We start from the raw sequence: 26,405 nt of genomic DNA, 5'->3' as shown, positions 1-26,405 counted from the left end.
GCGCGGGCGTGGATGGAGTGATTTTCCAAACATCCGCTCAATGCCCCAGATAGACTTCGACGACCTTGGGATCGTTCTTGACCTTGTCCATCGTGCCCTCGGACAGGATCTGCCCCTGGTGCAGCACCGTGACCTTGTGGGCGATGTCCTCGACGAACTTCATGTCGTGCTCGATCACCAGCACCGAGCGGTCCTTGATGATTCGGTTGAGCAGCTCGGCGGTCTTGGCGCGCTCGCTGACGCTCATGCCGGCGACGGGCTCGTCGAGCATCAGGAGGTCCGGGTTCTGGATCAGTAGCATGCCGATCTCGAGCCACTGCTTCTGGCCGTGGCTGAGCTCGGCCGCCGAAGTTTTGAGGCGATCCTTGAGGAAGATCATCTCGGCGACCTCCTCGACGCGATCCTTCACGACGGCGTCGCGCTTGAAGGCGAGCGAGCCGAACACGGTGCGGCCGCGCGGGAACGAGATCTCGAGGTTCTCGAACACGCTGAGATCCTCGAACACCGAAGGCGTCTGGAACTTGCGGCCGACACCCGCTTTCACGATCTCGTTCTCGCGCAGCTTGGTCAGCTCCTTGCCGCGAAACTGGATCGAACCGGAGGTCGCTTTGGTCTTGCCGCAGATCAGGTCGAGCACAGTCGTCTTGCCGGCGCCGTTCGGGCCGATGATGACGCGGATCTCGTTCTCCTCGACGTAGAAGGAGAGATCGTTGACCGCCTTGAAGCCGTCGAAGGAGACGGTGAGCGCTTCGACCGCGAGCAGGAATTCCTTGGGCTGGTGACCGATGAGCATCGCAAAATCCTCACTCTGCGGGGGCGCCGTTGGCGACGAGGCCGCCATTGCCGGACTTCTTGGTGCGGGACGCCAGCAGCTTGTCGATGCGCGGCTGCACGTAGTCGCCCCAGATTCCAGCCAGGCCGTTCGGGAAGGCGAGGACGACAGCGATGAACAGCGCACCCAGGCCGAACAGCCAGAGCTGCGGGAAGGTCTCCGACAGGCTTGTCTTGGCGAAATTGACGAGGAGCGAGCCATAGACCGCGCCGAAGATCGAGAGCCGGCCGCCGACCGCGGTGTAGATCACCATCTCGATCGACGGCACGATGCCGACGAAGGACGGCGACATGAAGCCGACCTCCAGCGTGAACAGCGCGCCGCCGACCGCGGCGAACACCGCGGCCGCGCAGAAGGCGAAGATCTTGAAGTTGGCGACGCTGTAGCCGGAGAAGCGCACGCGGTCCTCCTGCTCACGCATCGCCACCAGGATGCGGCCGAGCTTGGTCAGCCGGATGAACTGCGCGACCAGGATGGCGGCGAACAGGAAGAACACCTCGACGAAGTAGAGGATGTACTTGGCGTGGTCGGTGCGGATATCCCAGCCGTGCAGGGTGCGCAGGTCGGTGATGCCATTGATGCCACCGGTATAGCCCTGCTGTCCCACGATCAGGATCGTCATGATCGCCGCGATCGCCTGAGTGATGATCGCGAAGTAGACACCGCCGACCCGGCGCTTGAACATCGCGGCGCCGATGATGAAGGAAAAGATCGCCGGCACCAGGATGATCGCGGCGAGCGCAAACGGAAAGCTCGCGAACGGCTTCCAGAAGAATGGCAGCTGCGTCAGCTGATTCCAGTCCATGAAGTCGGGGATGCCCGGCGTCGACTGGATCTTGGTGTTCTCGACGCTCGACGCCTCCAGCTTGAGGAACATCGCCATGCAGTAGCCGCCGAGGCCGAAGAACACGCCCTGACCCAGGCTCAGAATGCCGCCATAGCCCCAGCACAGCACCAGGCCGATCGCGACGAAGGCGTAGGTCAGATATTTGGCAACCAGGTTGAGACGGAACACATCCAGCGCCAGCGGCAGGATGACGACGAGCAGGAGCAGCAGCGAGACGAAGCCGATGAGCTCCGAGCGGTTGAAAAAGCGCGAGTTGATCATGGCCGTGCCTTCTTGTTGGACTGACGGAGCAGGCTCATTTGCGGACCTTGAGGGCGAACAGCCCCTGCGGCCGCATCATCAGGATGGCGACGATCGCCAGCAGCGTGAGCACCTTGGCCATCGAGCCGGACATGAAGAACTCCATGGTCGACTGCGCCTGGGAGATCGTGAAGGCGGAAGCAATCGTGCCGAGCAGGCTGGCAGCGCCACCGAACACGACGACCAGGAAGGTGTCGACAATGTAGAGCTGGCCGGCGGTCGGACCGGTCGAACCGATCATCGTGAAGGCGGAGCCGGCGACGCCGGCGATGCCGCAGCCGAGGCCAAAGGTGTAGCGATCGACCTTCTCGGTGTTGATGCCGACGGCGCCGGCCATCACGCGGTTCTGCACCACGGCGCGCACCTGCTTGCCCCAGCGCGACAGGAACAGAACATAGGCGACCACGATCGTGATCAGGATGGTCAGGCACATCACGAACATGCCGTTGATCGGGATCTGGATGGAGTCGGTCGCCTGCCAGGAGCCCATCATCCAATCGGGCAGCTCCACACCGACCTCGCGAGCGCCGAACACCGAGCGATAGGCCTGCTGCAGGATGAGGCTGAGGCCCCAAGTCGCGAGCAGCGTATCGAGGGGACGCTTGTAGAGGCGCCGGATCATCGCCCATTCCACCAGCATGCCGAGGGATCCGGATGCGACGAAGGCGAGCGCCATGGCGACGAAAAAGTAGCCGGGGAACAGCGCGGGTAGGAAACTTTGGAAGGCGTTCGACGTCATCCAGGTGACGTAGGCGCCGAGGATCATGAACTCGCCATGCGCCATGTTGATGACGCCCATCTGGCCGAAGATGATGGCAAGTCCCAGCGCCATCAACACGTAGACCGAAAACAGGATGAGGCCCGCGAAACCCTGCATCGCGAAGATGGCCCCGAGGTCGCCGATGGAATAGTCACCGAACATGATCCGTCCTCTCGTGATGCCCTGCTGGAAAATGGATCGGCGAACGGGCGACGAGCGCCCGCGGCCAAGGTGGTCCGCTCCGTCGAGCGGGAGGGAGGACGAGAGGACTCAAACTCAGGTCGAGTATGCGGACCCCCACCCCCGCCCCCTCCCCGCAAGGGGGAGGGGAGTGCACCGGAAGTCGGCGCAAGAGCCAGTTGCTTACTGATAGCCCTTCGGGAACGGATCGGGCTCGACGAGGTCGGCAGTCTCGTAGATCAGCTCGTACTGACCGTCCGCCTTCGCACGGCCGACGCGGGTCTTGGACCAGAGATGGTGGTTCTCGTGGATCCGGACGTAACCTTCCGGCGCACCCTTGAATTCGATGCCGGGCGAGGCGGCGGCAACCTTGTCGATGTCGAAGCTGCCGGCCTTTTCGACCGTCAGCTTCCACAGCCACGGGCCGAGATACGCAGCCTGGGTGACGTCGCCGATCACGGTCTTCTCGCCCCACATCTTCTTGAAGGCGGAGACGAAGGCCTTGTTGTTGGCGTTGTCGAGCGACTGGAAGTACTTCATGCAGGCATAGGCGCCCGCGATGTTCTCACCGCCGATGCCGTCGATCTCGTCCTCGGTCACGGAGATGGTGAGCAAGGTCTGCTTCGACATGTCGATGCCGGCCGCCTTGAGCTGCTTGTAGAAGGCGACGTTGGAGCCGCCGACGATGATCGCGTAGATCACGTCCGGCTTGGTCAGCTTGATCTTGTTGATGACCGAGTTGAACTGGGTGTGGCCGAGCGGGAAGTATTCCTCGCCGACGACCTTGCAGCCCTGCAGATGGCCCTCGATGTGCTTGCGGGCGATCTTGTTCGAGGTACGCGGCCAGATGTAGTCGGAGCCGAGCAGATAGAACGTCTTCGCGCCCTTGGTCTTGTTGACCCAGTCGAGACCGGCGATGATCTGCTGCGTGGCCTCCTGGCCGGTGTAGATCACGTTCTTGGACTGCTCCAGGCCTTCGTAGAAGGTCGGATAATACAGCATGCCGTTGTACTGCTCGAACACCGGCAGCACCGCCTTGCGCGAGGCCGAGGTCCAGCAGCCCATGACGGCGGCGCACTTGTCGTTGACCAGCAGCTTCTTGGCCTTCTCGGCGAAGGTCGGCCAGTCGGAGGCACCGTCCTCCTGGATATACTTGATCTTGCGGCCGAGCACGCCGCCGGCGGCGTTGATCTGCTCGATCGCGAGCTTCTCGGCCTGGACCGAGCCGGTCTCCGAGATTGCCATGGTACCGGTGACCGAATGCAGAATACCGACGGTGACTTCGCTATCGGTGACTGCAAGGCCGGTGGTGTTGACAGCAGAGGTTGCGGGACCGGCGCCGAAGGACGGCCGCGGCATCATGGCGAGTGCCGGAATTGCGGCCATTCCCATCAGCAATTGGCGCCGAAGTGGCGACTTCAGGCCTTTTTCAGTTTCGTCTGACATGAGCACCCCATTCATTGGTTCGAGGACACGCTTTGGGTCAGACGAAGGATGGCGCGGTTTGTGCACTGCACGGATACGCAAGATTGCGTATACTGCACCGCAAAAGCGCGACGTAGGCTCTACGCAGATCTTCCGAGGGGCAGACGACGCGCGCGGACGAACCGCTGCGCGTAAGGAGTTGAAGAGTGGCAGGGCGGCAGCGGATCGACCGCGTCAGGCGCCAATACAACCAATGGGTCGCCAACCAGACGTTGGAGGACTACGCACTCCGCTTCACGGCCAAGAGCGCGCGGCGCTGGTCTGCCGCCCGGGTCGCCAACACCGCCCTCGGCGCGATTTCGTTCCTGGCCCTGGAGGCGATCGGCGGGACCATCACGCTGAACTACGGCGTGACCAACGCAACGGCCGCGATCCTGGTCGCCAGCATCATCATCTTCTGCTGCGGCCTGCCGATTGCCTACTACGCCGCCAAATGCGGCATCGACATCGACCTGCTGACGCGCGGCGCCGGCTTCGGCTATATCGGCTCGACGGTGACGTCGCTGATCTATGCGTCCTTCACCTTCATCTTCTTCGCGATCGAGGCGGTCATCCTGGCCTCTGCTCTGGAGATGTGCTTCGGCATCCCGCGTCCGATCGGCTATCTGATCAGCGCCGTGGTCATCATCCCGCTGGTCACCTATGGCATCACGCTGATCAGCCGCTTTCAGCTGTGGACGCAGCCGCTCTGGGTCGTGCTGCACATCCTGCCCTTCGCCGCGATCGCCTATGCGAGCCCGCATTCCTTCGCCGACTGGCAGCAATTTCCCGGCGAGCATGGCGACCCGATGGGTCATCTCGACCTGGCGCTGTTCGGCACGGCTGCGGCGGTGGTGTTCTCGCTGGTCGCCCAGATCGGCGAGCAGGTCGACTTCCTGCGCTTCCTGCCGCGCGACCGCCGGACGTCGAAGCTCTCCTGGTGGGTCGCCCTGCTCTCTGCCGGTCCGGGCTGGATCGTGCTCGGCGCGCTCAAGCTCCTGGCGGGATCGTTCCTCGCCTTCTTCGCGCTGAGCCACGGCGTCTCGGCCGACCACGCCGCCGAGCCGGCGCACATGTACCTGGAGGCCTTCCGCTACGTGCTGGCGCGGCCGGACCTGGCGCTGGCCTTGACCGGTACATTCGTGATCCTGTCGCAGATCAAGATCAACGTCACCAACGCCTATGCCGGCTCGATCGCCTGGTCGAACTTCTTCTCGCGCCTGACCCACAGCCATCCCGGCCGCGTGGTCTGGCTGGTGTTCAATGTCGTCGTCGCCCTGCTCCTGATGGAGATCGGCGTTTACAAGGCGCTCGAGCAGACGCTGGCGCTGTACTCCAACATCGCCATCTCCTGGGTCGGCGCGCTGGTCGCGGACCTCGTCATCAACAAGCCGCTGGGCCTGCGCCCGCCGCAGATGGAATTCAAGCGCGCCCATCTCTACGACATCAATCCGGTCGGCGTCGGCGCCATGACGATCGCCACCATCGTCTCGATCAGCGCCTTCTATGGTGTGTTCGGACCGACCGGCAAGGCGCTGTCGACCTTCGTCGCGCTCGGCGTGGCGCTGGTGACCGCACCGGCGATCGCCTATCTCACCGACGGCAAATACTATCTCGCCCGCAAGCCGAAGCGCAGCTGGCAGAACATCGAGCAGATCCAGTGCTGCATCTGTGAGCACCATTTCGAGCCGGAGGACACCGCCTCCTGCCCCGCCTACGCAGGGCCGATCTGCTCGCTGTGCTGCTCGCTCGACGCGCGCTGCCACGATCTCTGCAAGCCGCATGCGCGGGCGCAGGCTCAGGTCTCGGCCGCACTCAGCGGCATGTTGCCCGAAGCGCTGCTGGGCAGGATCAACTCGCAGCTCGGGCATTATGTCGCAGTGTTCCTGACCTCGGCCGGTCTGGTCGCGCTGACACTGGGGATGATCTATCTCGAGACATCAGCGGCGCTGCCCGGCTACCGCGGGATCATCTCCGACGTGCTGTGGAAGGTGTTCTTCGCCCTCTCCATCATCATCGGCGTCGTCACCTGGCTGTTCGTGCTGGCGCAACAGAGCCGCCGCGCGGCGGAGGCCGAGACGCGGCGGCAGACCCACCTGCTGATCCAGGAGATCGAGGCGCACAAGCGCACGGATGCCGAATTGCAGCGCGCCAAGGAGGTCGCGGAGTCCGCCAACCTCGCCAAGAGCCGATACGTCGTCGGACTGAGCCACGAGCTGCGCTCGCCGTTGAACGCCATTTCCGGCTATGCGCAGTTGCTCGAACAGGACAACAGCCTGGCGCCGAAGCCCCGGGACCAGGTCCGCGTCGTCCGCCGCAGCGCCGATCATCTCTCGGGCCTGATCGACGGCATTCTCGACATCTCGAAGATCGAGGCCGGCCGGCTCTATTTGTCGCGCGACGAGGTACGCTTGAGCGAGTTCCTCGACCAGCTCGTCGGCATGTTCCGGCTGCAGGCCGCGGCCAAGGGTGTCGACTTCGTGTTCAAGCGGCCGGCCGTGCTGCCGCTGGTCGTCTATGCCGACGAGAAGCGGCTGCGCCAGATCCTGATCAACCTGCTGTCGAATGCGATCAAGTTCACCCAGGAAGGCAGCGTCCAGTTCGTCGTGCATTATCGCAGCCCGGTCGCGGAGTTCGAGGTGATCGACACCGGGCCGGGCATCCAGCCGGATGATCTCGAACGCATCTTCGCGCCGTTCGAGCGCGGCGCGCTGGGCGCCGCGCAGCCGCAGACCGGCACCGGGCTCGGCCTCACGATCAGCCGCCTGCTCGCCGGCGTGATGGGCGGCGACATCAAGGTGGAGAGCAAGGTCGGTACCGGGAGCACGTTCAAGGTCAAGATCCTGCTCTCCGAAGTCACCAACCCGACCCGGCATCCCCCGGTCAAGGCGCCCGTGGCGGGTTATCTCGGCCCGCGCAAGACCATTCTCGTCACCGACGATGACCCCGTGCATCGCGATCTCCTGCGCGAGGTGCTGACGCCGCTCGGCTTCATCCTGCTGAGCGCGCCGGACGGACCGGCGTGCCTGGCGCTGGCGCAGCACTGCCAGCCCGACCTGTTCATCCTCGACATCTCGATGCCCGGCATGGATGGCTGGACCGTCGCCGAGACCTTGCGCAGCAGCGGCCATCACCAGGCGCGCATCCTGATGACCTCGGCGAGCGCGATCGAGGCGCATGGCCGGCCACTGGCGCAGCCGTTCCACGACAGCTATCTGATGAAGCCGATCGACATTCCCCGGCTGCTGGAGGCCATCCGCCAATTGTTGAAGCTCGAATGGAGCTATCAGACGGACCATCAAGTGACGCAGCCGCGCTGGCGGCCCGACAACGGATCGCGCCCGCCGTTGCGATATGTCGAGGAGCTGATGGGTCTCGGCCAGATCGGCTACATCAGGGCCATCCAGCTCAAGCTCGACGAGATCGGCAGCGCCCATCCGGAGCACGCCGACTTCGTCGCCCAGATGAGGACGCTGATCGACCGGTTCGATCTCGATCAGTACATGGCCACTCTGAAGACCCTGCACGCCTATGAGCACTGACAACAAGAAGCGCGACGTCGCGCTGGTCGTCGACGACTCGCCCGAGACGCTGCGGCTGCTCACCGATGCGCTGGACGGAGCCGGCATGACCGTGATGGTTGCGCTCGACGGCGCGGCCGCGATGCGCATCGTCGACCAGATCACGCCCGACATCATCCTGCTCGACGCCGTCATGCCCGGCATGGACGGCTTCGAAACCTGCCGCAAGCTCAAGCGCGAGGCCGGCCTCTCCAACGTGCCCGTGATTTTCATGACCGGTCTGGCCGATACCGAGCACATCGTGCAGGGCCTCGAGGCCGGCGGGGTCGACTACGTCACCAAGCCGATCGCGGTCTCGGAGATGCTGGCGCGCATCCGCGTGCATCTCGCCAATGCCCGCATGACGCAGAGCGCACGCGCCGCGCTCGACGTCTCCGGCCGCTTCCTGCTCGCGGTCAACCGCGAGGGCCGGCTGATGTGGGCGACGCCGCAGGCGCAGAAGCTGCTTGCGGACAGCCTCGGCTCTGCCGATGAACTCGTACTGCCCGAGGCGCTGCGGCACTGGCTGGACCAGGTGCAGAAGGGCAAGGTCAACGCCAAAGCGGCCGCTTCGATTCCGGACCATCCCGAGCTGCGCCTGTACCACATGGGCGGCGCAGGACCGAACGAGGTCCTGCTGCGGCTCGCCAAGGAGGCATCCGGAGAGATGCCGAAGGAGTTCACCAGCGAGTTCGGTCTCACCGTGCGCGAGAGCGAAGTTCTGTCCTGGCTTGCCAAGGGCAAGACCAACCGCGACATCGCCCAGATCCTGGGACTGAGCCCGCGCACGGTCGACAAGCATCTCGAGCAGATCTACGCCAAGCTCGGCGTCGAAAACCGGACCGCCGCAGCCGCGATCGCGACCGGGCTGACACGGCGCGAGAGCTGAGGCGAGCCTTCACGCGCGCCTCAGGCAGGCGCAAACGTGTCCGGCCGCGCCATCGCCCAGGCGTCGCGGAAGCGAACGTCTTGCGTGCCTTCGAGGAGCTCGCCCGGCCGCAGCGACGGGTACAGCTTGGCGAACGAGGAGACCTCGGTTGTCGACGTTCGCTGCGAGAAGTGGATGGGGCGCAAGTCCTGCGGATGCTCCAGCCCGGCGGCTGCGAGCAGTTCGGCCAGCGCATGCAAGGTCGCATGGTGGTAGTTGTAGACGCGGTCGATCTTGTGCGGGACGACCAGCGCGCGGGCGCGTGTCGGGTCCTGCGTCGCGACCCCGGTCGGGCAGCGATCGGTGTGGCAGCTCAAGGACTGGATGCAGCCCAGCGCAAACATGAAGCCTCGCGCCGAGTTGCACCAGTCGGCGCCGATCGACATCGCGCGCGCCATGTCGAAGGCGGTGGCGACCTTGCCGGACGCGCCGATCTTGACGCGATCGCGGATGTTCATCCCGACCAGCGCATTGTGCACGAAGTTCACGCCTTCGCGCATCGGCATGCCCAGGTGGTCCATGAACTCCAGCGGCGCGGCGCCGGTGCCCCCCTCATTGCCGTCGACGACGATGAAGTCGGGATAGATGCCGGTCTCCAGCATCGCCTTGCAGATCGCCAGGAATTCCCAGGGATGGCCGATGCACAGCTTGAAGCCGGCCGGCTTGCCGCCCGACAGCCGCCGCATCTCGCCGATGAACTGCATCATCCCGATCGGCGTCGAGAAGGCGCGGTGCGCCGGCGGCGAGATGCAGTCCTCGCCCATGGCGACGCCACGGATCTTCGAGATCTCCTCCGACACTTTCGCCGCCGGCAGCACGCCGCCATGACCGGGCTTGGCGCCCTGGCTGATCTTGAGCTCGACCATCTTGATCTGCTCGGTCGCCGCCACGCGCGCGAACGCGTCGGGGTCGAAAGTCCCGTCACGGTGGCGGCAGCCGAAATAGCCGGAGCCGATCTCCCAGATGATGTCGCCGCCCATCTCGGCGTGATACGGGCTGAAGCCGCCCTCGCCGGTGTCATGCGCGAAACCGCCGCGCTTGGCGCCGCCATTGAGCGCGCGCACCGCATTCGGGCTCAGCGCGCCGAAGCTCATCGCGGAGATGTTGAACACCGAGGCCGAATACGGCCTGGGGCATTCGGGGCCGCCGATGGTGATGCGGAATTTCTCCTCCGCATGCGGCTTCGGCGACACCGAATGATGCATCCATTCGTAGCCCTCGCGATAGACGTCCTCCTGCGTGCCGAACGGGCGCTTGTCGAGCACCATCTTGGCGCGCTGATAGACCACGGCGCGGGTGTCGCGCGAGAACGGCATGCCGTCCTTCTCGCTCTCGAAGAAATACTGCCGCATCTCCGGCCGGATCTCCTCGAGGATGAAGCGCAGATGCGCTGATATCGGGTAGTTGCGCAGGACGGCGTGGCTGCTCTGCAGCAGGTCCCGGATGCCGAGCGCGGTCAGCGCGGCGAAAATCAGCAACGGGACGAGCACGAAATCGAAGATCTTGCGATCGTAGATGCCGAGGATGAGCAAGAGCGCGGTCGCCGTGGCGCAGATCGTCAGCACGATGTAGCGCGGCGAGAACGGAAGCAGCAGCGTATCCATGGAAGGCCCCGGGGCGGATCGTGGACGGTCGGCGATGATGGTACTACGCGCATCACGAAACAATCGTTACACAAGCGTGCGCGATTGACCATCGAGAGTATCACATCGTCGATAGCCTGCGGCTATCGACCCGGATACCGCGATGTCCATGAGGCTGACATCAAGCGTCCTGCGTGCGGCGCACCCTCCCATCCTGGCGGATCGGCCGGCCCCGCGAACCTGCCTGTATGAGCACTTGACGTCGCCGTCCGGCCATGCCTCAGCCTTCGGAAAAAAGGCCGGAATGCGCTTCGCGCAGCTGCCGCTTCAGCAGCTTGCCGCTCGGGTTCTTCGGCAGCGCATCAACGAATACGACGCGCTTGGGGGTCTTGAACGAGGCCAATCTGGTCGACGCCTGCTTGAGGACCGCGTCCTCGGTCAGCTCGCAGCCGGACTTGACCACGACCATCGCCACGACCGCCTCGACCCAGCGCGGATGCGGCAGGCCGACCACGGCGACCTCGGAGACTTCCGGGATCAGGTACAGCGCCTCCTCGACCTCACGGCTGGCGACGTTCTCGCCGCCGGTCTTGATCATGTCCTTCTTGCGGTCGACGATGGTGATGTAGCCTTCCTCATCGATGGTCGCGAGATCGCCGGAGTGAAACCAGTCGCCATGGAACGCCGCTAGCGTGCGCTCGTCATCGTGGAAGTAGCCGAGCATCAGATGCGGCGAGCGATGCACGACCTCGCCGATCTCGCCCGGCGCGACGTCGTTCATGTCATCGTCGACGACGCGGGTCTCGACATTAAGAACGGCGCGGCCGCACGAACCGGGCTTGCGCAGCTGATCGTCCGGCCCGAGCATCGTCGCCAGCGGCGCGATCTCGGTCTGGCCGTAGAGATTCCACAGCCGCACCTTCGGCAGCCGCTGCGCCAGCTCGCGCAACACCTCGACGGGCATGATCGAGGCACCGTAATAGCCCTTGCGCAGGGTCGACAGGTCCGTCGTCTCGAACAGCGGCGAGCGCAGGATGGAGATCCATACCGTCGGCGGCGCGAAGAACGAGGTGATGCGATATTTCGCGATCAGCGGCAGCAGATTGTCGGGGGTCGGAAACGCGGTGATGATGTTGGTGGCGCCGACGTAGATCGAGGGACCGAAGAACACGTCGAGCTGCGCGCAATGATACAGCGGCAACGCGTGCAAGGTGACATCCTCCGCGGCGATCCCCGCGTCGACGATGCAGCTCACATACTGCCAGATGACGGCGTCATGGGTGAGCATAGCACCCTTCGGCAGCGACTCCGTGCCGGACGTGTAGACGATCTGCGCCACGTCGTGGCCGGCGATCTCGACGGCGGGCACCGCCGCCGTCGACGCGGCGAGGTCGGCGAAGTCGAGCATGTCGCCCTGCCGCTCGCTCGGCCCCTCCGAGGGCAGCCAGATCATCTGCTCCACCCCCGGCGCGAGCGCCTTGGCGGCGCGCGCGACACCGGCAAAGCCGCTGTCGGTGGCGAGCAGCCGTGCACCGGCATGCTTGAGGATGTAGGCGACCTCTTCGGGCTTGAGCATGAAGTTGATCGGCACCAGCACGGCGCCGAGCCGGGCGAGCGCGAAGCGCAGCGCGGCGAACGCATGCGAGTTGCGGGCGAGGATGGCGACGCGCTCGCCCTTGCCGACGCCGCGCGCGGCGAGACCCGCCGCGAGGCGATCCACGACGGCGTTGAACTCGGCGTAGGTCCAGCTGGTGTCGCCGCAGATCACGGCCGTCTTGCCGGGCGTGCGCGCCGCGCTCCGCCGCAGCAGGTCACCGAGGGTCTGTCTGCGAACGATGGAATCCATGGCCGTTCCCCTTGCTGTCACGGGGATGGCCGCCCTGCGGGCACTCCAACTCCCCTCCCTGCGCGCCGGACGTCTGCAGGTCCGGTCTTGCGGCCGAAAATCGCACGGCCGCTTCGCGACGCGCAAGGAGGATATTGCCAACGAAAAGAGCGCCCCGATTGCGTCGAGGCGCTCCTTGGCGAATTCCAAGATGGCGATCGGGCGCTCAGCGCTCCACGAACGCCTTCTCGATGACGAAATGGCCGGGCTCGTTGCCACTGCCCTCGAGGAAGCCGCGCGACTCGAACATGCTCTTCAGCTCCTCGAGCATGGCCGGGCTGCCGCACATCATGATGCGGTCCTTGGCGATGTCGAGCTCGTGCTGGCCGAGATCGTTGAACAGCTGCTGCGACGAGATCAGGTCGGTGATGCGGCCGCGATTGCGGAACGGCTCACGGGTGACGGTCGGATAGTAGTGCAGCTTGCCTTCCAGCAGCTCGCCGAACAGCTCGTCCTCGCGCAGCTTGGCGACGACGCTCTCGCCATAGGCGAGCTCGGCGACCTGGCGGCAGCCATGGACCAAGACGATGCTCTCGAAGCGCTCGTAGACGTCCGGATCCTTGATCAGGCTGGCGAACGGGGCGAGGCCCGTGCCGGTCGACAGCAGCAGCAGCCGGCTGCCGGGCAGCAGGTTGTCGGGGATCAGCGTGCCGGTCGCCTTGCGGCCGACCAGGATGGTGTCGCCTTCCTTGATCTTCTGCAGCCGGGAGGTCAGCGGACCGTCCTGGACCTTGATGCTGAAGAACTCGAGTTCCTCCTCGTGATTGGCGCTCGCCATGCTGTAGGCGCGCAGCAGCGGCCGGCCCTCGACCTCGAGGCCGATCATCGCAAACTGGCCATTCTGGAAACGGAAGCCCGCATCACGGGTCGCCCGGAAGGAGAACAGGGTGTCCGTCCAGTGGTGAACGGAAAGAACTTTCTCTTTATAGAACGCGCTCATGTCGTTTGTTTTTTCACGTGGGCTGAAGTTGGAAGAAACAAGTCGTGACGGAGGCAGGATCGCAAAAACCCTATAGATCCAAGCGATTTTCGGCGCCTGATGTACTTGAAAGCAGCGAATAATCAACCCGCATGGATGCACCATTGATCAGGATCAAACGCATGCCGGCCCGTGCTGGATCGCATCGACCGGTCATTCATTCGTACACAAACGATCTGGGTAATTTACTTGCCGGAATTGCGATTTTCCAGCACTTTAATTCCGCAGCACCGGCCCAATCCTTGAGCAATGATTAACCATCCGCACCACCAGCTCGCCGCCGTCACCCGCTATTGCGCCGAGCGGGGGATTTTGCTCGATGTGCGGGAAGACGGCTGGTTGCTGGTGCTCCAGGACACCACCCGGCGTCACCTGATCTTCGGCTATGATCTCGGGCTGAACAGTGCGGTGGCGCACAGAATTGCCTGCGACAAGGCCGCGACGGCGGCCCTGCTGGCCGCCGCCGGGGTTCCCGCGGTCCCGCATGCCTTCGTGCTGGCGCCTGCACTGACGGGAGCACGCGAGCCTGCCTGGGCCTCCATACTGGAACGGCTCGAAACGCACCCCGACGGCCTCGTGGTCAAGCCGAACGAAGGAACGTCGGGACGCGGCGTGACGCGCGTGACGACGCCGGCCGAACTCAAGGACGCGCTCGCACGCATCTTGGACACCGGAGCGAGCGCCGCGATCGCACCGCTGCTCGAGATCGCCGACGAGGTCCGGGTGATCCTTCTCGATGACGTGCCGCTGATCGCCTATCGCAAGCAGCGCCCCGTCGTGACCGGCGATGGCGTTCGTTCGCTGGGCGAGATCGCGGCCGCGTTCGAGCCGGTGCATTTGCGCGCGGCCTTGCTGCGGCGTCTGGCCGACGAATTCGACGCGCCGGCGCTGGATGCCATCGTCCCGCAAGGCGAGCAGCGCCTTCTGAGCTGGCGGCACAATCTTGAATTCGGAGCCCGGCCGATGCTGCTCGCGGACGGTCCGCTGCGCGAGACCTGCATCGCGCTGGCCCGCGACGCCGCTCGCGTCATCGACATCCGCTATGCCTCGGTCGACGTCGTCCTGGTCGAGGGGCAATGGCGCGTGCTGGAGATCAATTCGGGCGTGAAGATGGAAGCGCTCGGCCGTCACGCGCCGGTGCTGGTCGAGCAGGCCTGTTTCGCCGCGCTCGACAAGATCTTCGGGAGTCCTCCAGCGGGGTGATCGGCCCGCGCCCGCAGCGCCGCAATAAGATTTCTCTGGCCACCGACGGAATGAGGGAATAGTCTCCGGCTCAAAATAAACAGTATACTGTCAATTGGGAGAGCGTCCTTGCGCATCGCCGTGCTCGGCGGCGGCCCTGGCGGGCTGTATTTCGCCTATCTCTGGAAGAAGCGGCATCCGTCCGCCGCCGTCGATCTGTTCGAGCAGAACCCGGCCGGCGCGACCTGGGGCTTCGGCGTCGTGTTCTCCGACCAGGCGCTCGACTTCCTGCGCGCCGACGATCCCGACACGGTCGACGCGATCGCTCCGCGCATGGAGAGCTGGCGCAACATCACGCTCGATCTGCGCGGCGAAAGCGTCGAAATCGACGGCGTCGGCTTCTCAGCGATCGGCCGGCTCGAACTGCTCAAGCTGTTGCAGGCACGCGCCGAGAGCGTCGGCGTCGTGGCTCGTTACGGCACGACGGTGCAGTCGCTCGACCAGCTCGCGGGCTACGATCTCATCGTCGCCGCGGACGGATTGAACTCGCTGGTCCGGCGCAGCTTCGAGGGCGACTTCGGCTTCTCGGTCTCGTACTCCAGCAACAAGTTCGCCTGGTACGGCACCACCAAGGCCTTCAAGACGCTGTCGCAGACCTTCGTCATGACTGATCGCGGCACCTTCAATGCGCATCACTACCGCTACGCGCCGGACATGAGCACGTTCCTGGTCGAATGCGACCGCGCGACCTGGCAGGCCTACGGCTTCGCCGACATGTCGGTCGACGAGTCCCGGCGCATCTGCGAGCAGGTGTTCGCTGACACGCTCGACGGCCATGCGCTGGTCTCCAACCGGTCGGTGTGGCGCAATTTCCCGTGGGTCTGGAACGCGCATTGGTGGCACCGGAACATGGTGCTGATCGGCGACGCGCTGCATACCGCGCACTTCTCCATCGGATCCGGAACACGGCTTGCGATCGAGGACGCGATCGCGCTCGCCAAGGCGCTCGATGCGGAAGGCAACCTGTCCGACCGACTCGCACGTTATCAGGCGGAGCGGCAGCCGGTCGTCAAGAAGCTGGTGACCGCCGCCCGCACCAGCGCCGACTGGTATGAGAACTTCCCGGCGCATATGAAGCTCAGCCTGATGGATTTCGCCTACAGCTACATCACGCGCTCCGGCCGGATCGACGACGTCAGGCTGCGCGCCATGGCGCCGCAGTTCATGGCGCGCTACGAGGCATCGCGAACCGCGGGAGGCCGGGCATGACCAGGGAGATCGCCGATCAGGTTCCGTCCGATAGCGCCGGCGCCCGCGAAATCGGCTTCGCCATCCCCGCGCGCTACAATGCCAGCCGCGTGCTGTTCGACAATATCGCCAGGGGCAACGCGAACAAGCCCGCGTTGATCGGTCCGGCCGGCGAGCGCAGCTATGCCGAGCTCTGCGCGGACGCCTGCCGCTGGGGCAACGGCCTGGCGTCGCTCGACCTCACGCGCGGCGATCGCGTGCTGCTCTTCCTCGACGACACCCCGAGCTATCCGGCGGCCTTCTTCGGCGCGGTCCGCGCGGGCTACGTGCCGCTGCTGATCAACACGCTGACGCCGCCCGACCTCCTGCAATTCTACCTCGCCGATTCCGGCGCCAAGGTCGCGGTGGCGGATGCGGAGTTTGCGGGACGGTTCGACACGCAGGCCTGCGCGGAGACGGCGTTGCAGACGCTGATCGTCGTCAATGGCGAGGTGCCGGCGACGGCGGCGCCGTCGGCGATCGCCGCCGATCCGTGGCTGGTGAACTTCGCCGCGGAGCTGGCCGAAGCCGACACCCATCGCAACGAGATGGCGTTCTGGATGTACTCGTCCGGCTCGACCGGCCGTCCGAAAGGCATCGTGCATCTGCAGCACGACATGGCCTATAGCGAGCAGGCCTTTGCGCGGAACGTGCTGCGGCTGAGGCCGGATGACATCTGCTTCTCGGTGCCGAAGATCTTCTTCGCCTACGGGTTCGGCAACTCGATTACCTTTCCGTTTTCGGTTGGTGCCACCACGCTGCTGCTGCCGGGCCAGCCCAAACCCGCGGCCATCTTCGATGCGATCAGCCGCTTCCGTCCAACCGTGTTCTTCGGCCTGCCGACGCTCTACACCGCGCTGACCAAGGCCGAGGGCGCCGGAGCTGCGGATGTCTCGTCGCTGCGCCTGTCGGTCTCTGCGGCCGAAGTGCTGTCAGCCGAGGTCTTCAACGGCTGGAAGAATCTCACGGGATTGGAGATCGTCGAAGGCCTCGGCTCGACCGAGGTGCTGCATGTCTATCTCTCCAACCACGAGGACCGGAAGAAGCTTGGCGCCGCAGGCCTGCGCGTGCCCGGCTACGAGCTCGCGCTGCGCGACAAGGACGGCCACGACGTCGCGACCGGCGAGGAAGGCATTCTGTGGGTCCGCGGCGATTCCAACACACCGCTGTACTGGAACCGGCCGGACAAGACCGCGGAGACGATCCGCGAGGGAGGCTGGATCTACACCGGCGACCGTTTCGTGCGCGACGTCGACGGCTTTCATTTCTTCCGCGGCCGCGCCGACGATCTGGTGAAGATCTCCGGGCAATGGGTCTATCCGCTGGAGGTCGAGCTCTGCCTGGCCGAGCACCCGGACATCCGGGAGTGCGCCGTGTTCGCCCACGAGCTGCCCGACCGGCGGATGAGCCTGAAAGCCGTTGTGGTGACCAACGACCAATCCCACGACAGGCCGGCCATGACCAGAACTCTGCAGGACTACGTCAAGGCCAAGCTGCTGCCTTACAAATATCCGCGTGAGATTGTCTTCATCGAAGAGTTGCCGAAGACCGGCACCGGCAAGATCGACCGTCAGGCGGTGATGCGGCTATGAGCGAACGCCGTCCGCGGAGCATACCCAGACGGCCGGGCTCAGCCGGCCTTGCCGAGGTGCTCCAGCGCGTCCTCGGCGCGCAGCGGCACCCGCGACACCTCGTTGTTGAGATCGACCAGTTGAGACAGCAGGGCCATCAGCATCTTCCGATCGGCTGGCTTCAGCGGCGCCAGCATGCGCGCCTGCGCCCGATCGACCGCCGGCATGATGCCGCGCAGCAGCGCCGCGCCGGCTTTGGTCAGATACAGCAGCTTGACGCGCTTGTCCTCCGCAGAGGGCTTGCGCTCGACATGGCGCTTGGCTTCCAGCCGCTCGATCACGCTACCGAGCGTGGAGCGGTCGAAGGCGATCACGGCCGACAGCCGCGTGGCATCGATGCCCGGATGGTTCTGGATCGCGACCAGCGCGGCATACTGCACGGGCGTGAGGTCGAACTCGCCGCATTCCTCGATGAAGATGGACACCGCGATCTGCTGCATCCGCCGGAACAGATAGCCCGGCTTGGTGTAGACCGCGTCCATCGTGATGTCGGACGGCTTACTCGGCATCGGGCTGGCGCTCCGGAGCGGCATCTGCAAACGCCGGTAGCGCCTTCGCTGCAGCCTCGGCCTGCAGCAGGCGCGGGAATGCCGCGACATCGACGCCGAAACGGCGGGCATTGCCGAGCTGCGGCACCAGACAGAGATCAGCCAATGTCGGCGCGGCGCCGAAGCAGAACGGGCCGGGCTCATGCCTGACCAGGGCTTCACAGGCCGACAGGCCCTCGCGATTGGCCCAGCCGGCCCATGCCGTCACCTTGTCCTCCGGCAGGCCGAGCTCACGCAACCGGGCGAGCACCTTCAGGTTCTGCACCGGATGGGTGTCACACGCCAGCACCTGCGCGAAGGCCCGCACCTGGGCGCGGCGCAGGGGATCCCTGGGCAGCAGCGGCGGCTCGGGATGGGTCTCGTCGAGCCACTCGATGATGGCGAGCGACTGGATCAGCACGGCGCCGCCTTCATCCTCCAGCGCCGGCACGAAACCCTGCGGATTGAGGGCAAGATAGGCCGGCGCGCGCTGCTCGCCCTTGCGGAGGTGATGCGGAACATGGTCGGCCGCGAGCCCCTTGAGGTTCAACGCGATCCTGACCCGATAGGATGCGCTGCTGCGGAAATAGCCGTGCAGCTTGACCATGACATTCCTCCCGAAATGATAGCTCTGGCTGCAATTGACGATAGACGAATTGACAGTATACTGTCAATCAATAACGACATCTGATCGGGAGGCGCGCATGGCCGCAGTTTCGACCCCGGAACGCGAGGCATTCTACAAAAAGATCGACGGCGAGAACATGACCGCGCTGTGGACGGTCATGAGCGATCTGATCACGCCTGAACCGAAGAGTGCATGCCGTCCGCACCTGTGGCAGTTCGCGGCGATCCGCGACTACATGATCGAGGCGGGGCGGCTGATCACGGCCAAGGAGGCCGAACGGCGCGTGCTGATCCTGGAAAATCCGGGGCTGCGCGGCCAGTCCAAGGTGACGACCTCGCTCTATGCCGGCATCCAGATGGTGATCCCCGGCGACATCGCGCCCGCGCATCGGCACAGCCAGTCGGCGCTGCGCTTCGTGCTCGAAGGCCAGGGCGCGTTCACGACGGTCGAGGGCGAGCGCACCCTCATGCAGCCGGGCGACTTCATCATCACGCCGTCGATGACCTGGCACGATCACGGCAACGAGACCTCGGAGCCGATGTTCTGGCTCGACGGCCTCGACATTCCCTTGGTGCAGTTCCTCGACGCGTCCTTCGCGCAAGGCTCCACGGAGGACCAGCAGAAGGTCGCGCGTCCCGCCGGCGACAGCTTCGCGCGCTACGGCCACAACCTGCTCCCGGTCGATGCCAGGCGCAGGTCGCGCACGTCGCCGATCTTCAGCTATCCCTATGCCTACACCCGCGAGGCGCTGGAGAATGCCAGGCGCAGCGAGGAATGGGATGCCTGCCATGGGCTGAAGCTGAAGTTCTCCAACCCGGAGACCGGCGACTTCGCGATGCCGACGATCGGCACCTTCATCCAGCTGCTGCCGAAGGCTTTCAAGACCGCGCGCTATCGCTCCACGGATGCCACGGTGTTCACGGCGATCGAGGGCCGGGGGCGCAGCCGCATCGGCGACCAGACCTTCGAGTGGGGGCCGCGCGACCTGTTCGTGGTGCCGAGCTGGCAATGGGTGAGCCACGAGGCGGACGAGGATGCCGTGCTGTTCTCGTTCTCCGACCGGCCCGTGCAGGAGAAGCTCGACCTGTTCCGCGAGGATCGCGGCAACGCCTGACGCACCGCTCAGCGCCAGTGCAGCAGGCGCGCCTCGAGCAGGCTGATCAGCTTGCCAACGGCGAGACCGAACAGCGACAGCATCAGGATGCCGGCCATCAGCTGATCGGTCTGCATCAGGTTGCCGGCCTGCAGCACGAAGGTGCCGATGCCGGTCTCGGCGCCGATCATCTCGGCCGAGACCACCAGCATCAGCGCCACCGAGGCGGTGATGCGGAAGCCGGCCAGGATCGACGGCAATGCGCCGGGCCAGATCACCTTGCGCACGATGGTCGGGAACGGCACGTCGAAGCTCTGCGCCATCCGGATCAGGTTGCGCGGCACGGCATCGACGCCGCTATAGACCGAGATCGTGGTCGAGAAGAACACGCCGAGCGCGATCGTCGCGATCTTCGGCTGCTCGCCGATGCCGAGCCAGAGGATCAAGAGCGGCAGCACGGCGATCTTCGGAATCGGAAACAGTGCCGAGACGAAAGTGATCCCGATGCTGCGCGCGATCCGCCACAGGCCGATCGCAAAGCCGACGACGATGCCGGAGGCCGTGCCGAGCGCCCAGCCCGAGAGGATGCGCAGCAGCGAGGCGGAGAGATGCTGCCAGAGCGCGCCGCTCTCGGCGAGCCGGTACAGTGCGCGCAGGATGCCGAGCGGTGTTGGCAGGAACAGCGGGTTGATCAGCGCCAGGCTGCCGATGAGCTGCCACAGCCCGAGGACCGCGACCAGCGCGAGCAGCCCCGCCCAGCGGCTGGTCGCCGGGGTGAAGCCGCCACCGCGAAAGCGCACCGGCTTGGCGTCGGCGTCACGCGCGACGTGGCGGCTGTCATCCGGCGTGCGATCAAGCATGCTGAACCTCGCGCTCGGCGTCGATCGCCTCGGTCCGGATCAGCGCCCAGAGCTCGCTCTGGAGATCCAGCAATTGCGCGCGCGTGGCCGCGTCGCCGCGGGCGCGGCGCGTCGCCGGGACGGTGACGACCTTCCGGATCCGCCCCGGGCGGCGGGACAGCACGACGATGCGGTCGGCGAGACGGACGGCCTCCTCGAGATTGTGCGTGACGTAGACCGCGCCCATCGTTCCATCCGCGAGCAGGTCGACGAAATCCTCCATCAGGAGCTCGCGGGTCTGCGAGTCCAGCGCCGACAGCGGCTCGTCCATCAGCAGGATCGCAGGCCGGACGACGAGCGCACGCGCGATGCCGACGCGCTGTCGCATGCCGCCCGACAGCTGCTTGGGAAAGGCTGTCCGAAAGTCGAGCAGCCCGGTGCGGCGCAACGCATCCGCGACGGCCGTCATTCGCTGCTGGGCCGACAGCGACGTATGCAGCAGCGGAAACGCGACGTTGTCTTCGACGCTGGCCCAGGGCAGCAGCGCGAAGTCCTGGAACACGAAGGTGAGCGGATTCAAGCAGCCGGGCGGCGGCGCGCCGCGCAACAGCGCCTGCCCCGCGCTCGGCTGCAGCAGTCCGCCGAGGATCGACAGCAGCGTGCTCTTGCCGCAGCCGGACGGGCCGACGATGGCCACGACCTCGCCGGCTCCGACCGAGAACGACACGCCGTCGAGCACGTCGAGCGCATCGAAACGGTGGCTGATGGTCTCGGCGATCAGGTCCATGTGACATCAATCCGCTGCGGGTCCGCGCCAATCGCGCGAAGGTCAATCCGGCTTGACATACTCTTTCGCGATGATCGCGGCCGCATCGTAGCCCGGGTCCGCAAAGCCTTGGGCCTGGAGCCATTTGACCTGGCTGTCGATGTTCTTGACGTCGAGCTTGCCATCCGGATCGATGTAGGCGCAATTCCCGACCACCTGATCGACCGGCAAGTTGGTGTATTTGCCGATGATCTCGAGCAGCGGCTTCGTCTTCTCGTCGACCGCAGCGTTGCCATCCTTGACCGAGGCGAGCACGACGTCGTGATACTCGCGCTCGGCGCGCTGCAGCGATGCCAGTAGCTTCGTCACGACGGCCGTGTTGGCCAGCGTCTTCGGTCCCGCGAATACGCCGCTGACCTGCCAGGGCGTCTCGTCGCCGACCCAGCCGAGATGCTTGACGGCGCCCTCCTCCATCAGCTTGCGCGCGACGGAGATCGGCATCAGCGCCGCATCCACTGTCTCGCCCTTGATCGCAGCCGCCATGTTCGACATCGACTGCAGCGGCACGATCTTCACGTCGGAGAGCTTGAAGCCGTATTTGTCGGCCAGCAGGCCCACCGAGTAGTGAAAGCTCGACCCGACCTGCGTCATCGCCACGCGCTTGCCCGCAATGTCCTTCGGGGACTTGAGGCCAGCTTCATAGGCCTTGTTGCTGGCGAAGTAGCCGATCAGCGGAAAGCCGGGCCGGTCGCGGCTCATGCCGGCGATGATCTTGAGGGCTCCCTTGCCGGCAAGGTTGTAGAGCCCTGCGGTGAACGCGGTGACGCCGACATCGACGTCGCCGGTCGCCGTCGCAACCGCGATGGGTTGCGCTGCATCGAAGAACTTCAGCTCGACCTCCAGTCCGGCATCGCGGAAGTAACCCTTGTCCAACGCGATGAACACCGGCGCCGATGATGACAGCCGGAGAACCCCGATCCGCAGCTTCGCTTCCTCGGCCAGAGCCGTGCTGATCGACACCAGGCTCCAGAGCAGCCCGAGGAGGAAGCCCACGTATCGGAACATCAAACTCTCCAATATCCGGCGCCCCGCGCGCACCAGGTCCAACAGTGATGCCGACTTGTTGCAATATTTCGAGCCCGATGTCGCGCCAAATCTCAGGGAGGCGGCCCTATTCGCAGGGCGGCGATCCTGGCCCGCGACTACTGGCTTCTGGCCCATGCTCACGCGAGCGACCGGCCAAAGCCTTCGGTCGGCGCGAGTTGCTCGAACCATGCCGCGAATGCCTGGGTCAGTTCCGCCATGACGGACTGATCATTGCGGCCCGAGCGGGCGGGCACGTGGAAGGCGTGATCGGCCTGATCGAGCTCATGCAACGTTGCGCGTGCGCCGAGCCGCGTCACGACCGGCGTCAGCAGTTCCATCTCCGCCAGCTTGTCCTTCGTGCCCTGCAGGAACAGCATCGGCACCGCGATCGCGTCGAGATGGTCGGCGCGGGCGATGGACGGCTTGCCGGCGGGATGGAGCGGGAAGCCGAGGAAGGCCAGCCCGGACACACCCGGCAGCGGCGCCACGCTCTGCGCCTGCGACGTCATCCGCGCTCCGAACGATTTGCCGCCGGCGATCAGCGGCAGTCCTGGACAGAGCTGCGCCGCCGCTGCCACGGCCGCCCGGACAGTGGCTTGGGCGAGCGCGGGAGGGTCGGGCCGCCTGCTGCCCTTCTCCATGTAGGGAAACTGGAAGCGCAAGGTCGCGATGCCATGCGCGGCGAGACTCTCGGCTGCCGCGTGCATGAACGCGTGCGTCATGCCGGCGCCGGCCCCGTGGGCGAACACGAAGCAGGCGCGCGCCTGAGGCGGCGCGATCAGGAGCGCAGACACGGTCGCGTCCTGGACCGGAATGACGAGGGAATGCGGCTGCGACGCAGTCATCGCGGCAGTCTGCGGCCGAGCCTCCTCCGGGTCAACGCCGGACGATCCGCATCACGTGCCGCGCGGTCATTTGCTCAAGCCGCGGTCCGGATCGTCTGCAGGAAGTCGTCGACATTGGTCTTCAGGGACGCCGCCTGCTGCTGCAGCGCGGCTGCGGCTGCGAGCGCCGCCTCGGCGCCTGCATCGGTCTGCCCGGCGACATTGCGTACATCGCCGATCTCGCGCGTAACGGCCGCAGTGCCGCTGGCCGCCTGCTCCACGTTGCGAGCGATCTCGCCGGTCGCCGCACCCTGCTGCTCGACCGCAGCGGCAATCGCGTTGGAGATTTCGGCGATCTCTCTCACCGTGCTGCCGAACTGCGCGATGGCCGCGACCGTCTCTCCCGTAGCGCTCTGGATGGTCGCGATCTGGCCCGAGATCTGCTCTGTCGCCTGCGCGGTTTGCGACGCCAGGCTCTTCACCTCGCTCGCGACGATCGCAAAGCCTCGGCCCGCCTCGCCTGCGCGCGCCGCCTCGATCGTCGCGTTCAGCGCCAGGAGATTGGTCTGGCTCGCAATCGCCTGGATGAGTTGCACGATGGTACCGATGCGTTCGGCCGCGCTCGACAATCCGTTGATCAATTCGGACGTGCGCTCGGTCTCCTGGGTGGCCCGGGTCGAGACCGCCACCGAGCGCTGCACCTGTCCGGAGATTTCGCGGATCGAGGCGGCGAGCTCCTGGGTCGCGGACGCGACCGTCTGCACGTTCACCGACGCCTCTTCGGCGCGGCTGGCCACTGCCTCGGCGAGACCCCGGCCGCGCTCGGCGACCTCGGAAAGCCCCTTGGCGCTCAGCCCCATGTCGGCCGCCCGTCCTCCGACGCCGGATATCACGCCCTGCATGCCCTGTTCGAACCGGCGGGCCAGATCGGCCATCATCCGCGCGCGTTCGGCCTCGGCCGCCTCGCGCTGTGAGGCGGCGTCCTGCTCCATGCGGCGAACGGCCAGCGCATTGTCACGGAAGATCTCGACTGCGCGCGCCATCCGACCGATCTCGTCGCCGCGCTCGCCACCGGGGATCGGCCGCTCGAGTTCACCGGCGGCCAGCGACTGCATCCGATCGGTCATGCTGCGGATCGGCCGTGACACGCTGGCACCGATCAGCCACGCCAGCACGGCTCCGAGCGCGACGGCGCCGGCCGCCGTGAGGATCACGGTCTGCCGCGTGTCCTGGACGGACGATGCCGTCCTGGCGCCCTGCTCCGCGCGGGCGGTCGCCAATTGCTGGTTGATGCGGCCGACCTGCTCCTCGATCGCCTTGCTCGCCTTGACCAGCTCGGCCTGCTTGGCCCGCAAATCAGCAGCAATCTTGACGACGTCCTCGAACGCCGCCGCATCGGCGGTGAGCGCCTCTTTTAGCGCCGCGACAAGGCCCTTCAGCCGGGCGTCGTCGACGCCGGCGAGCTCGGTCTCGGAATCGGCAAGGGCGAGCCGCGCATAGACGAACGTGAGCTTGGCGTCCTCGATATCGTTGGGCGACAGCGTTGTGGTGTAGCGCATCACCGCGACGCGGACAGCGTCCACCGTGCTGGCGAGCCGCAGCGGATGCAGCAGCGGCTCGCTGCCGGCGCGGTTGGCGAGCGCGACCTGGATGCCGCCGACATTGATGCCCGCGACGGCGCCGAGCGCCTCTGTCTTGTTCGTCGCGGCCCGCAGCCGGTCGACCGCCTCGGCGGCGGCAGCAAACGACGACCGGTAGGCCGCGAGCTCGCTCCGCACAGCGCCGACGCCGTCGGCAATGACGCTGAGCCTGCCGGACTGCTTCTCGACCTCGTCGGCGAGCCCGCCCACGGCGTCGATGGCCTTCCCGGCTGCATCCTTGTCGCCCACGCTCCAGGTGCGGATGAACTTCTCGACCGCACCGTTGGCGGTGAGCAGCGCGGCCCGCACCCGCGACATGCCGGCGTCACCGGCGGCGCTGGCCACGAGCTCGTCCACCGTGCCGCCGATGCGCCCGACCTGGACCATCGCAAAGCCGCCGAGCAGGACCAGGAAGCTCAGGATCAGTGCGAAGCCGCCGAAGATCCGGGGACGGACACCGATCCATGACATGATCGAGGAAAGTCGCATGGAATTGCCTGACTGGTTCACGGCGTGGACCTGATGGCGGCGAGCAGCTCTTTGCCGAACCGCTTCTCGAACTCGGGATCGAGCGACTTGACCGCCTCGACGAAGCTCTTGCGATCGAACGTCTCGATCACATCCATGCCGCCCTTGCGAAGATCATCGAGCTTCTGCGCATCGAGCTCGGCCTGCCACGTCACCTCCGCGGCAGCCTTGGCGGCCGTGATCAGCGCCTCGCGCTCGCTCGTGTCGAGTCGCTCGAAGGTCGCGCGATTGGCGATAAAGGCGATTGGCGCGAAGAAATGGCCCGTGAGGGTGAGATACTTCTGAACCTCCTCGAAGCGATTGGCGGCGATGGTCGCGACGGGGTTTTCCTGACCATCCAGCCGCCCGTCCTTGAGCGCGGCATAGACCAGGGGAAAGTCCATCGGCACGACGTCGGCGCCCAGCGCCTTGAAGGTCATCTGATAGACCGGATTGAAGATCACGCGGATCTTGAGGCCCTTCACGTCATCCACAGAGCGCACCGGCCGCTTGGAATTGGTGAGATTCCGGAAGCCCTGCTTGCCGAGCGCGAGCAGCACCAGTCCCTTGTCGGCGAACTTGGCGCCGATCTGAGCCGCGACCGGCCCGGTGGCGACGGCCTTGGCGTGCGCAGCATCGCGGAAGAGGAAGGGAATGTCGAAGACACCAAGCTCCGGGACGACGGCGCTCGCGATGCCGCTCGAGACGACGGCGATGTCGACCGCGCCCGTCCGCGTCGCCGCCAGCACCGCAGCCTCGCTGCCGAATGAATTGCCGGCGCGCTCGTCGATGATCAACCGGTTGCCGACCAGCGCCTGCAGCTTGACGCGGAATTCATCGGAGCCGATCTGCTGCGGGTTTTGCGGCTGAGAGTTGAATACCAGCGAGACCATCTGCGGCGATGCGGCCGCGGGATGTGATCCCAGCAGCGCCGCCGCCATTCCGGCCAGCCAAAGGCTCCGAAGCTGTCCGCGCATGAGGCACCCATTTGATTGTAGCGTGGCGAGAACCACTATCAGCAAAATAGGGTTAGGAACTTAAGAACCAGGATCGCGCCGGGTGCGTCCTCAGTCCGGC

21 protein-coding genes are annotated in these 26,405 nt (G+C 65.7%); 6 read left to right on the top strand and 15 right to left on the bottom strand.

From position 1 onward, the window contains the following. Window positions 1–37: 37 nt before the first annotated feature. The 4 genes from urtD to urtA all read right to left on the bottom strand — a co-directional run bounded on the left by urtD (window position 38) and on the right by urtA (window position 4,365). On the bottom strand, window positions 38–793 hold the full coding sequence (gene urtD / locus BRAS3809_RS29320; protein ID WP_008965643.1) for an urea ABC transporter ATP-binding protein UrtD: 756 nt from the start codon (window positions 791–793) through the stop codon (window positions 38–40). 10 nt (window positions 794–803) lie between these two features. Next, a complete protein-coding gene (gene urtC / locus BRAS3809_RS29315) occupies window positions 804–1,940 on the bottom strand; it encodes an urea ABC transporter permease subunit UrtC (RefSeq protein WP_008965642.1) in 1,137 nt (378 codons plus the stop codon). A gap of 34 nt (window positions 1,941–1,974) precedes the next feature. After that, window positions 1,975–2,901: an urea ABC transporter permease subunit UrtB gene (gene urtB / locus BRAS3809_RS29310; RefSeq protein ID WP_008965641.1), complete on the bottom strand. Its 927-nt coding sequence runs from the start codon at window positions 2,899–2,901 to the stop codon at window positions 1,975–1,977. A gap of 201 nt (window positions 2,902–3,102) precedes the next feature. Further along, a complete protein-coding gene (urtA, locus tag BRAS3809_RS29305) occupies window positions 3,103–4,365 on the bottom strand; it encodes an urea ABC transporter substrate-binding protein (protein ID WP_035659303.1) in 1,263 nt (420 codons plus the stop codon). 185 nt (window positions 4,366–4,550) lie between these two features. Between urtA and BRAS3809_RS29300 the strand changes: the two genes are divergently transcribed. After that, window positions 4,551–7,925 (top strand): hybrid sensor histidine kinase/response regulator, encoded by a 3,375-nt coding sequence (locus BRAS3809_RS29300; RefSeq protein ID WP_008965639.1) that lies wholly within the window; start codon window positions 4,551–4,553, stop codon window positions 7,923–7,925. Next, window positions 7,915–8,832, top strand: a complete 918-nt coding sequence (locus tag BRAS3809_RS29295; protein WP_008965638.1) for a response regulator transcription factor — start codon at window positions 7,915–7,917, stop codon at window positions 8,830–8,832. Before BRAS3809_RS29300 ends, BRAS3809_RS29295 begins: the two co-directional genes overlap by 11 nt. 20 nt (window positions 8,833–8,852) lie before the next feature. Here BRAS3809_RS29295 and BRAS3809_RS29290 read toward each other — a convergent pair whose 3' ends face one another. From BRAS3809_RS29290 to BRAS3809_RS29280, 3 genes are all read right to left on the bottom strand, one after another. Beyond that, window positions 8,853–10,475, bottom strand: a complete 1,623-nt coding sequence (locus BRAS3809_RS29290; protein WP_008965637.1) for an FMN-binding glutamate synthase family protein — start codon at window positions 10,473–10,475, stop codon at window positions 8,853–8,855. 259 nt (window positions 10,476–10,734) lie between these two features. Then, window positions 10,735–12,300 carry an acyl-CoA synthetase gene (locus BRAS3809_RS29285; RefSeq protein WP_008965636.1) on the bottom strand — a complete coding sequence of 522 codons (1,566 nt, stop codon included), beginning with the start codon at window positions 12,298–12,300 and terminating at the stop codon, window positions 10,735–10,737. Window positions 12,301–12,505: 205 nt separating this feature from the next. Further along, window positions 12,506–13,279, bottom strand: coding sequence for a ferredoxin--NADP reductase (locus tag BRAS3809_RS29280; RefSeq protein WP_008965635.1), 774 nt, complete (start codon window positions 13,277–13,279; stop codon window positions 12,506–12,508). Window positions 13,280–13,567: 288 nt separating this feature from the next. On the opposite strand from BRAS3809_RS29280, the gene BRAS3809_RS29275 reads away from it, so the two are divergent. The 3 genes from BRAS3809_RS29275 to BRAS3809_RS29265 all read left to right on the top strand — a co-directional run bounded on the left by BRAS3809_RS29275 (window position 13,568) and on the right by BRAS3809_RS29265 (window position 17,379). After that, window positions 13,568–14,521 carry an ATP-grasp domain-containing protein gene (locus BRAS3809_RS29275; protein WP_008965634.1) on the top strand — a complete coding sequence of 318 codons (954 nt, stop codon included), beginning with the start codon at window positions 13,568–13,570 and terminating at the stop codon, window positions 14,519–14,521. Window positions 14,522–14,629: 108 nt separating this feature from the next. Continuing rightward, a complete protein-coding gene (locus tag BRAS3809_RS29270) occupies window positions 14,630–15,769 on the top strand; it encodes an FAD-dependent monooxygenase (RefSeq protein ID WP_008965633.1) in 1,140 nt (379 codons plus the stop codon). Further along, window positions 15,766–17,379, top strand: coding sequence for a benzoate-CoA ligase family protein (locus BRAS3809_RS29265; RefSeq protein ID WP_008965632.1), 1,614 nt, complete (start codon window positions 15,766–15,768; stop codon window positions 17,377–17,379). Before BRAS3809_RS29270 ends, BRAS3809_RS29265 begins: the two co-directional genes overlap by 4 nt. A gap of 38 nt (window positions 17,380–17,417) precedes the next feature. On the opposite strand, the gene BRAS3809_RS29260 is transcribed toward BRAS3809_RS29265, so the two are convergent. Further along, entirely contained in the window at window positions 17,418–17,927 is a 510-nt protein-coding gene (locus BRAS3809_RS29260; protein WP_008965631.1) for a MarR family winged helix-turn-helix transcriptional regulator, read from the bottom strand. Then, the gene (gene maiA, locus BRAS3809_RS29255) at window positions 17,917–18,552 is read right to left on the bottom strand and encodes a maleylacetoacetate isomerase (protein ID WP_008965630.1); all 636 of its coding nucleotides are present in this window, start codon (window positions 18,550–18,552) and stop codon (window positions 17,917–17,919) included. Before maiA ends, BRAS3809_RS29260 begins: the two co-directional genes overlap by 11 nt. A 97-nt stretch (window positions 18,553–18,649) precedes the next feature. Between maiA and gtdA the strand changes: the two genes are divergently transcribed. Beyond that, window positions 18,650–19,687 carry a gentisate 1,2-dioxygenase gene (gtdA, locus tag BRAS3809_RS29250; RefSeq protein WP_008965629.1) on the top strand — a complete coding sequence of 346 codons (1,038 nt, stop codon included), beginning with the start codon at window positions 18,650–18,652 and terminating at the stop codon, window positions 19,685–19,687. An 8-nt stretch (window positions 19,688–19,695) separates the two neighbouring features. Here gtdA and BRAS3809_RS29245 read toward each other — a convergent pair whose 3' ends face one another. The 6 genes from BRAS3809_RS29245 to BRAS3809_RS29220 all read right to left on the bottom strand — a co-directional run bounded on the left by BRAS3809_RS29245 (window position 19,696) and on the right by BRAS3809_RS29220 (window position 26,305). Further along, window positions 19,696–20,526, bottom strand: a complete 831-nt coding sequence (locus BRAS3809_RS29245; RefSeq protein ID WP_170323349.1) for an ABC transporter permease — start codon at window positions 20,524–20,526, stop codon at window positions 19,696–19,698. Continuing rightward, window positions 20,519–21,292, bottom strand: coding sequence for an ABC transporter ATP-binding protein (locus tag BRAS3809_RS29240; protein ID WP_008965627.1), 774 nt, complete (start codon window positions 21,290–21,292; stop codon window positions 20,519–20,521). The genes BRAS3809_RS29245 and BRAS3809_RS29240 overlap by 8 nt, the downstream gene beginning before the upstream one ends. A 42-nt stretch (window positions 21,293–21,334) precedes the next feature. Further along, window positions 21,335–22,336 carry an ABC transporter substrate-binding protein gene (locus BRAS3809_RS29235; RefSeq protein WP_008965626.1) on the bottom strand — a complete coding sequence of 334 codons (1,002 nt, stop codon included), beginning with the start codon at window positions 22,334–22,336 and terminating at the stop codon, window positions 21,335–21,337. A gap of 158 nt (window positions 22,337–22,494) precedes the next feature. Then, a complete protein-coding gene (locus tag BRAS3809_RS29230) occupies window positions 22,495–23,202 on the bottom strand; it encodes an alpha/beta hydrolase family protein (RefSeq protein WP_008965625.1) in 708 nt (235 codons plus the stop codon). 74 nt (window positions 23,203–23,276) lie between these two features. Continuing rightward, window positions 23,277–25,292: a methyl-accepting chemotaxis protein gene (locus BRAS3809_RS29225; RefSeq protein ID WP_008965624.1), complete on the bottom strand. Its 2,016-nt coding sequence runs from the start codon at window positions 25,290–25,292 to the stop codon at window positions 23,277–23,279. 35 nt (window positions 25,293–25,327) lie between these two features. Further along, complete coding sequence (locus BRAS3809_RS29220; protein WP_008965623.1) at window positions 25,328–26,305, bottom strand: TRAP transporter substrate-binding protein; 978 nt, start codon at window positions 26,303–26,305, stop codon at window positions 25,328–25,330. Window positions 26,306–26,405 lie beyond the last annotated feature (100 nt).

It is taken from the genome of Bradyrhizobium sp. STM 3809, from assembly GCF_000239795.1.
Classification (GTDB): domain Bacteria; phylum Pseudomonadota; class Alphaproteobacteria; order Rhizobiales; family Xanthobacteraceae; genus Bradyrhizobium.
Note: the sequence above shows the minus strand (reverse complement) of the source record. Positions and strands in the feature narration are given on the sequence as shown.

What these genes read in the sequence shown, in the direction of transcription:
- urtA (WP_035659303.1), bottom strand. Translation starts at nt 4,365, where the DNA reads ATGTCAGACGAAACTGAAAAAGGCCTGAAGTCGCCACTTCGGCGCCAA.
- BRAS3809_RS29275 (WP_008965634.1), top strand. Translation starts at nt 13,568, where the DNA reads ATGATTAACCATCCGCACCACCAGCTCGCCGCCGTCACCCGCTATTGC.
- BRAS3809_RS29280 (WP_008965635.1), bottom strand. Translation starts at nt 13,279, where the DNA reads ATGAGCGCGTTCTATAAAGAGAAAGTTCTTTCCGTTCACCACTGGACG.
- BRAS3809_RS29230 (WP_008965625.1), bottom strand. Translation starts at nt 23,202, where the DNA reads ATGACTGCGTCGCAGCCGCATTCCCTCGTCATTCCGGTCCAGGACGCG.
- BRAS3809_RS29225 (WP_008965624.1), bottom strand. Translation starts at nt 25,292, where the DNA reads ATGTCATGGATCGGTGTCCGTCCCCGGATCTTCGGCGGCTTCGCACTG.
- urtC (WP_008965642.1), bottom strand. Translation starts at nt 1,940, where the DNA reads ATGATCAACTCGCGCTTTTTCAACCGCTCGGAGCTCATCGGCTTCGTC.
- BRAS3809_RS29235 (WP_008965626.1), bottom strand. Translation starts at nt 22,336, where the DNA reads ATGTTCCGATACGTGGGCTTCCTCCTCGGGCTGCTCTGGAGCCTGGTG.
- urtB (WP_008965641.1), bottom strand. Translation starts at nt 2,901, where the DNA reads ATGTTCGGTGACTATTCCATCGGCGACCTCGGGGCCATCTTCGCGATG.
- BRAS3809_RS29265 (WP_008965632.1), top strand. Translation starts at nt 15,766, where the DNA reads ATGACCAGGGAGATCGCCGATCAGGTTCCGTCCGATAGCGCCGGCGCC.
- BRAS3809_RS29290 (WP_008965637.1), bottom strand. Translation starts at nt 10,475, where the DNA reads ATGGATACGCTGCTGCTTCCGTTCTCGCCGCGCTACATCGTGCTGACG.
- BRAS3809_RS29295 (WP_008965638.1), top strand. Translation starts at nt 7,915, where the DNA reads ATGAGCACTGACAACAAGAAGCGCGACGTCGCGCTGGTCGTCGACGAC.
- BRAS3809_RS29220 (WP_008965623.1), bottom strand. Translation starts at nt 26,305, where the DNA reads ATGCGCGGACAGCTTCGGAGCCTTTGGCTGGCCGGAATGGCGGCGGCG.
- BRAS3809_RS29240 (WP_008965627.1), bottom strand. Translation starts at nt 21,292, where the DNA reads ATGGACCTGATCGCCGAGACCATCAGCCACCGTTTCGATGCGCTCGAC.
- maiA (WP_008965630.1), bottom strand. Translation starts at nt 18,552, where the DNA reads ATGGTCAAGCTGCACGGCTATTTCCGCAGCAGCGCATCCTATCGGGTC.
- BRAS3809_RS29260 (WP_008965631.1), bottom strand. Translation starts at nt 17,927, where the DNA reads ATGCCGAGTAAGCCGTCCGACATCACGATGGACGCGGTCTACACCAAG.
- BRAS3809_RS29285 (WP_008965636.1), bottom strand. Translation starts at nt 12,300, where the DNA reads ATGGATTCCATCGTTCGCAGACAGACCCTCGGTGACCTGCTGCGGCGG.
- urtD (WP_008965643.1), bottom strand. Translation starts at nt 793, where the DNA reads ATGCTCATCGGTCACCAGCCCAAGGAATTCCTGCTCGCGGTCGAAGCG.
- BRAS3809_RS29245 (WP_170323349.1), bottom strand. Translation starts at nt 20,526, where the DNA reads ATGCTTGATCGCACGCCGGATGACAGCCGCCACGTCGCGCGTGACGCC.
- gtdA (WP_008965629.1), top strand. Translation starts at nt 18,650, where the DNA reads ATGGCCGCAGTTTCGACCCCGGAACGCGAGGCATTCTACAAAAAGATC.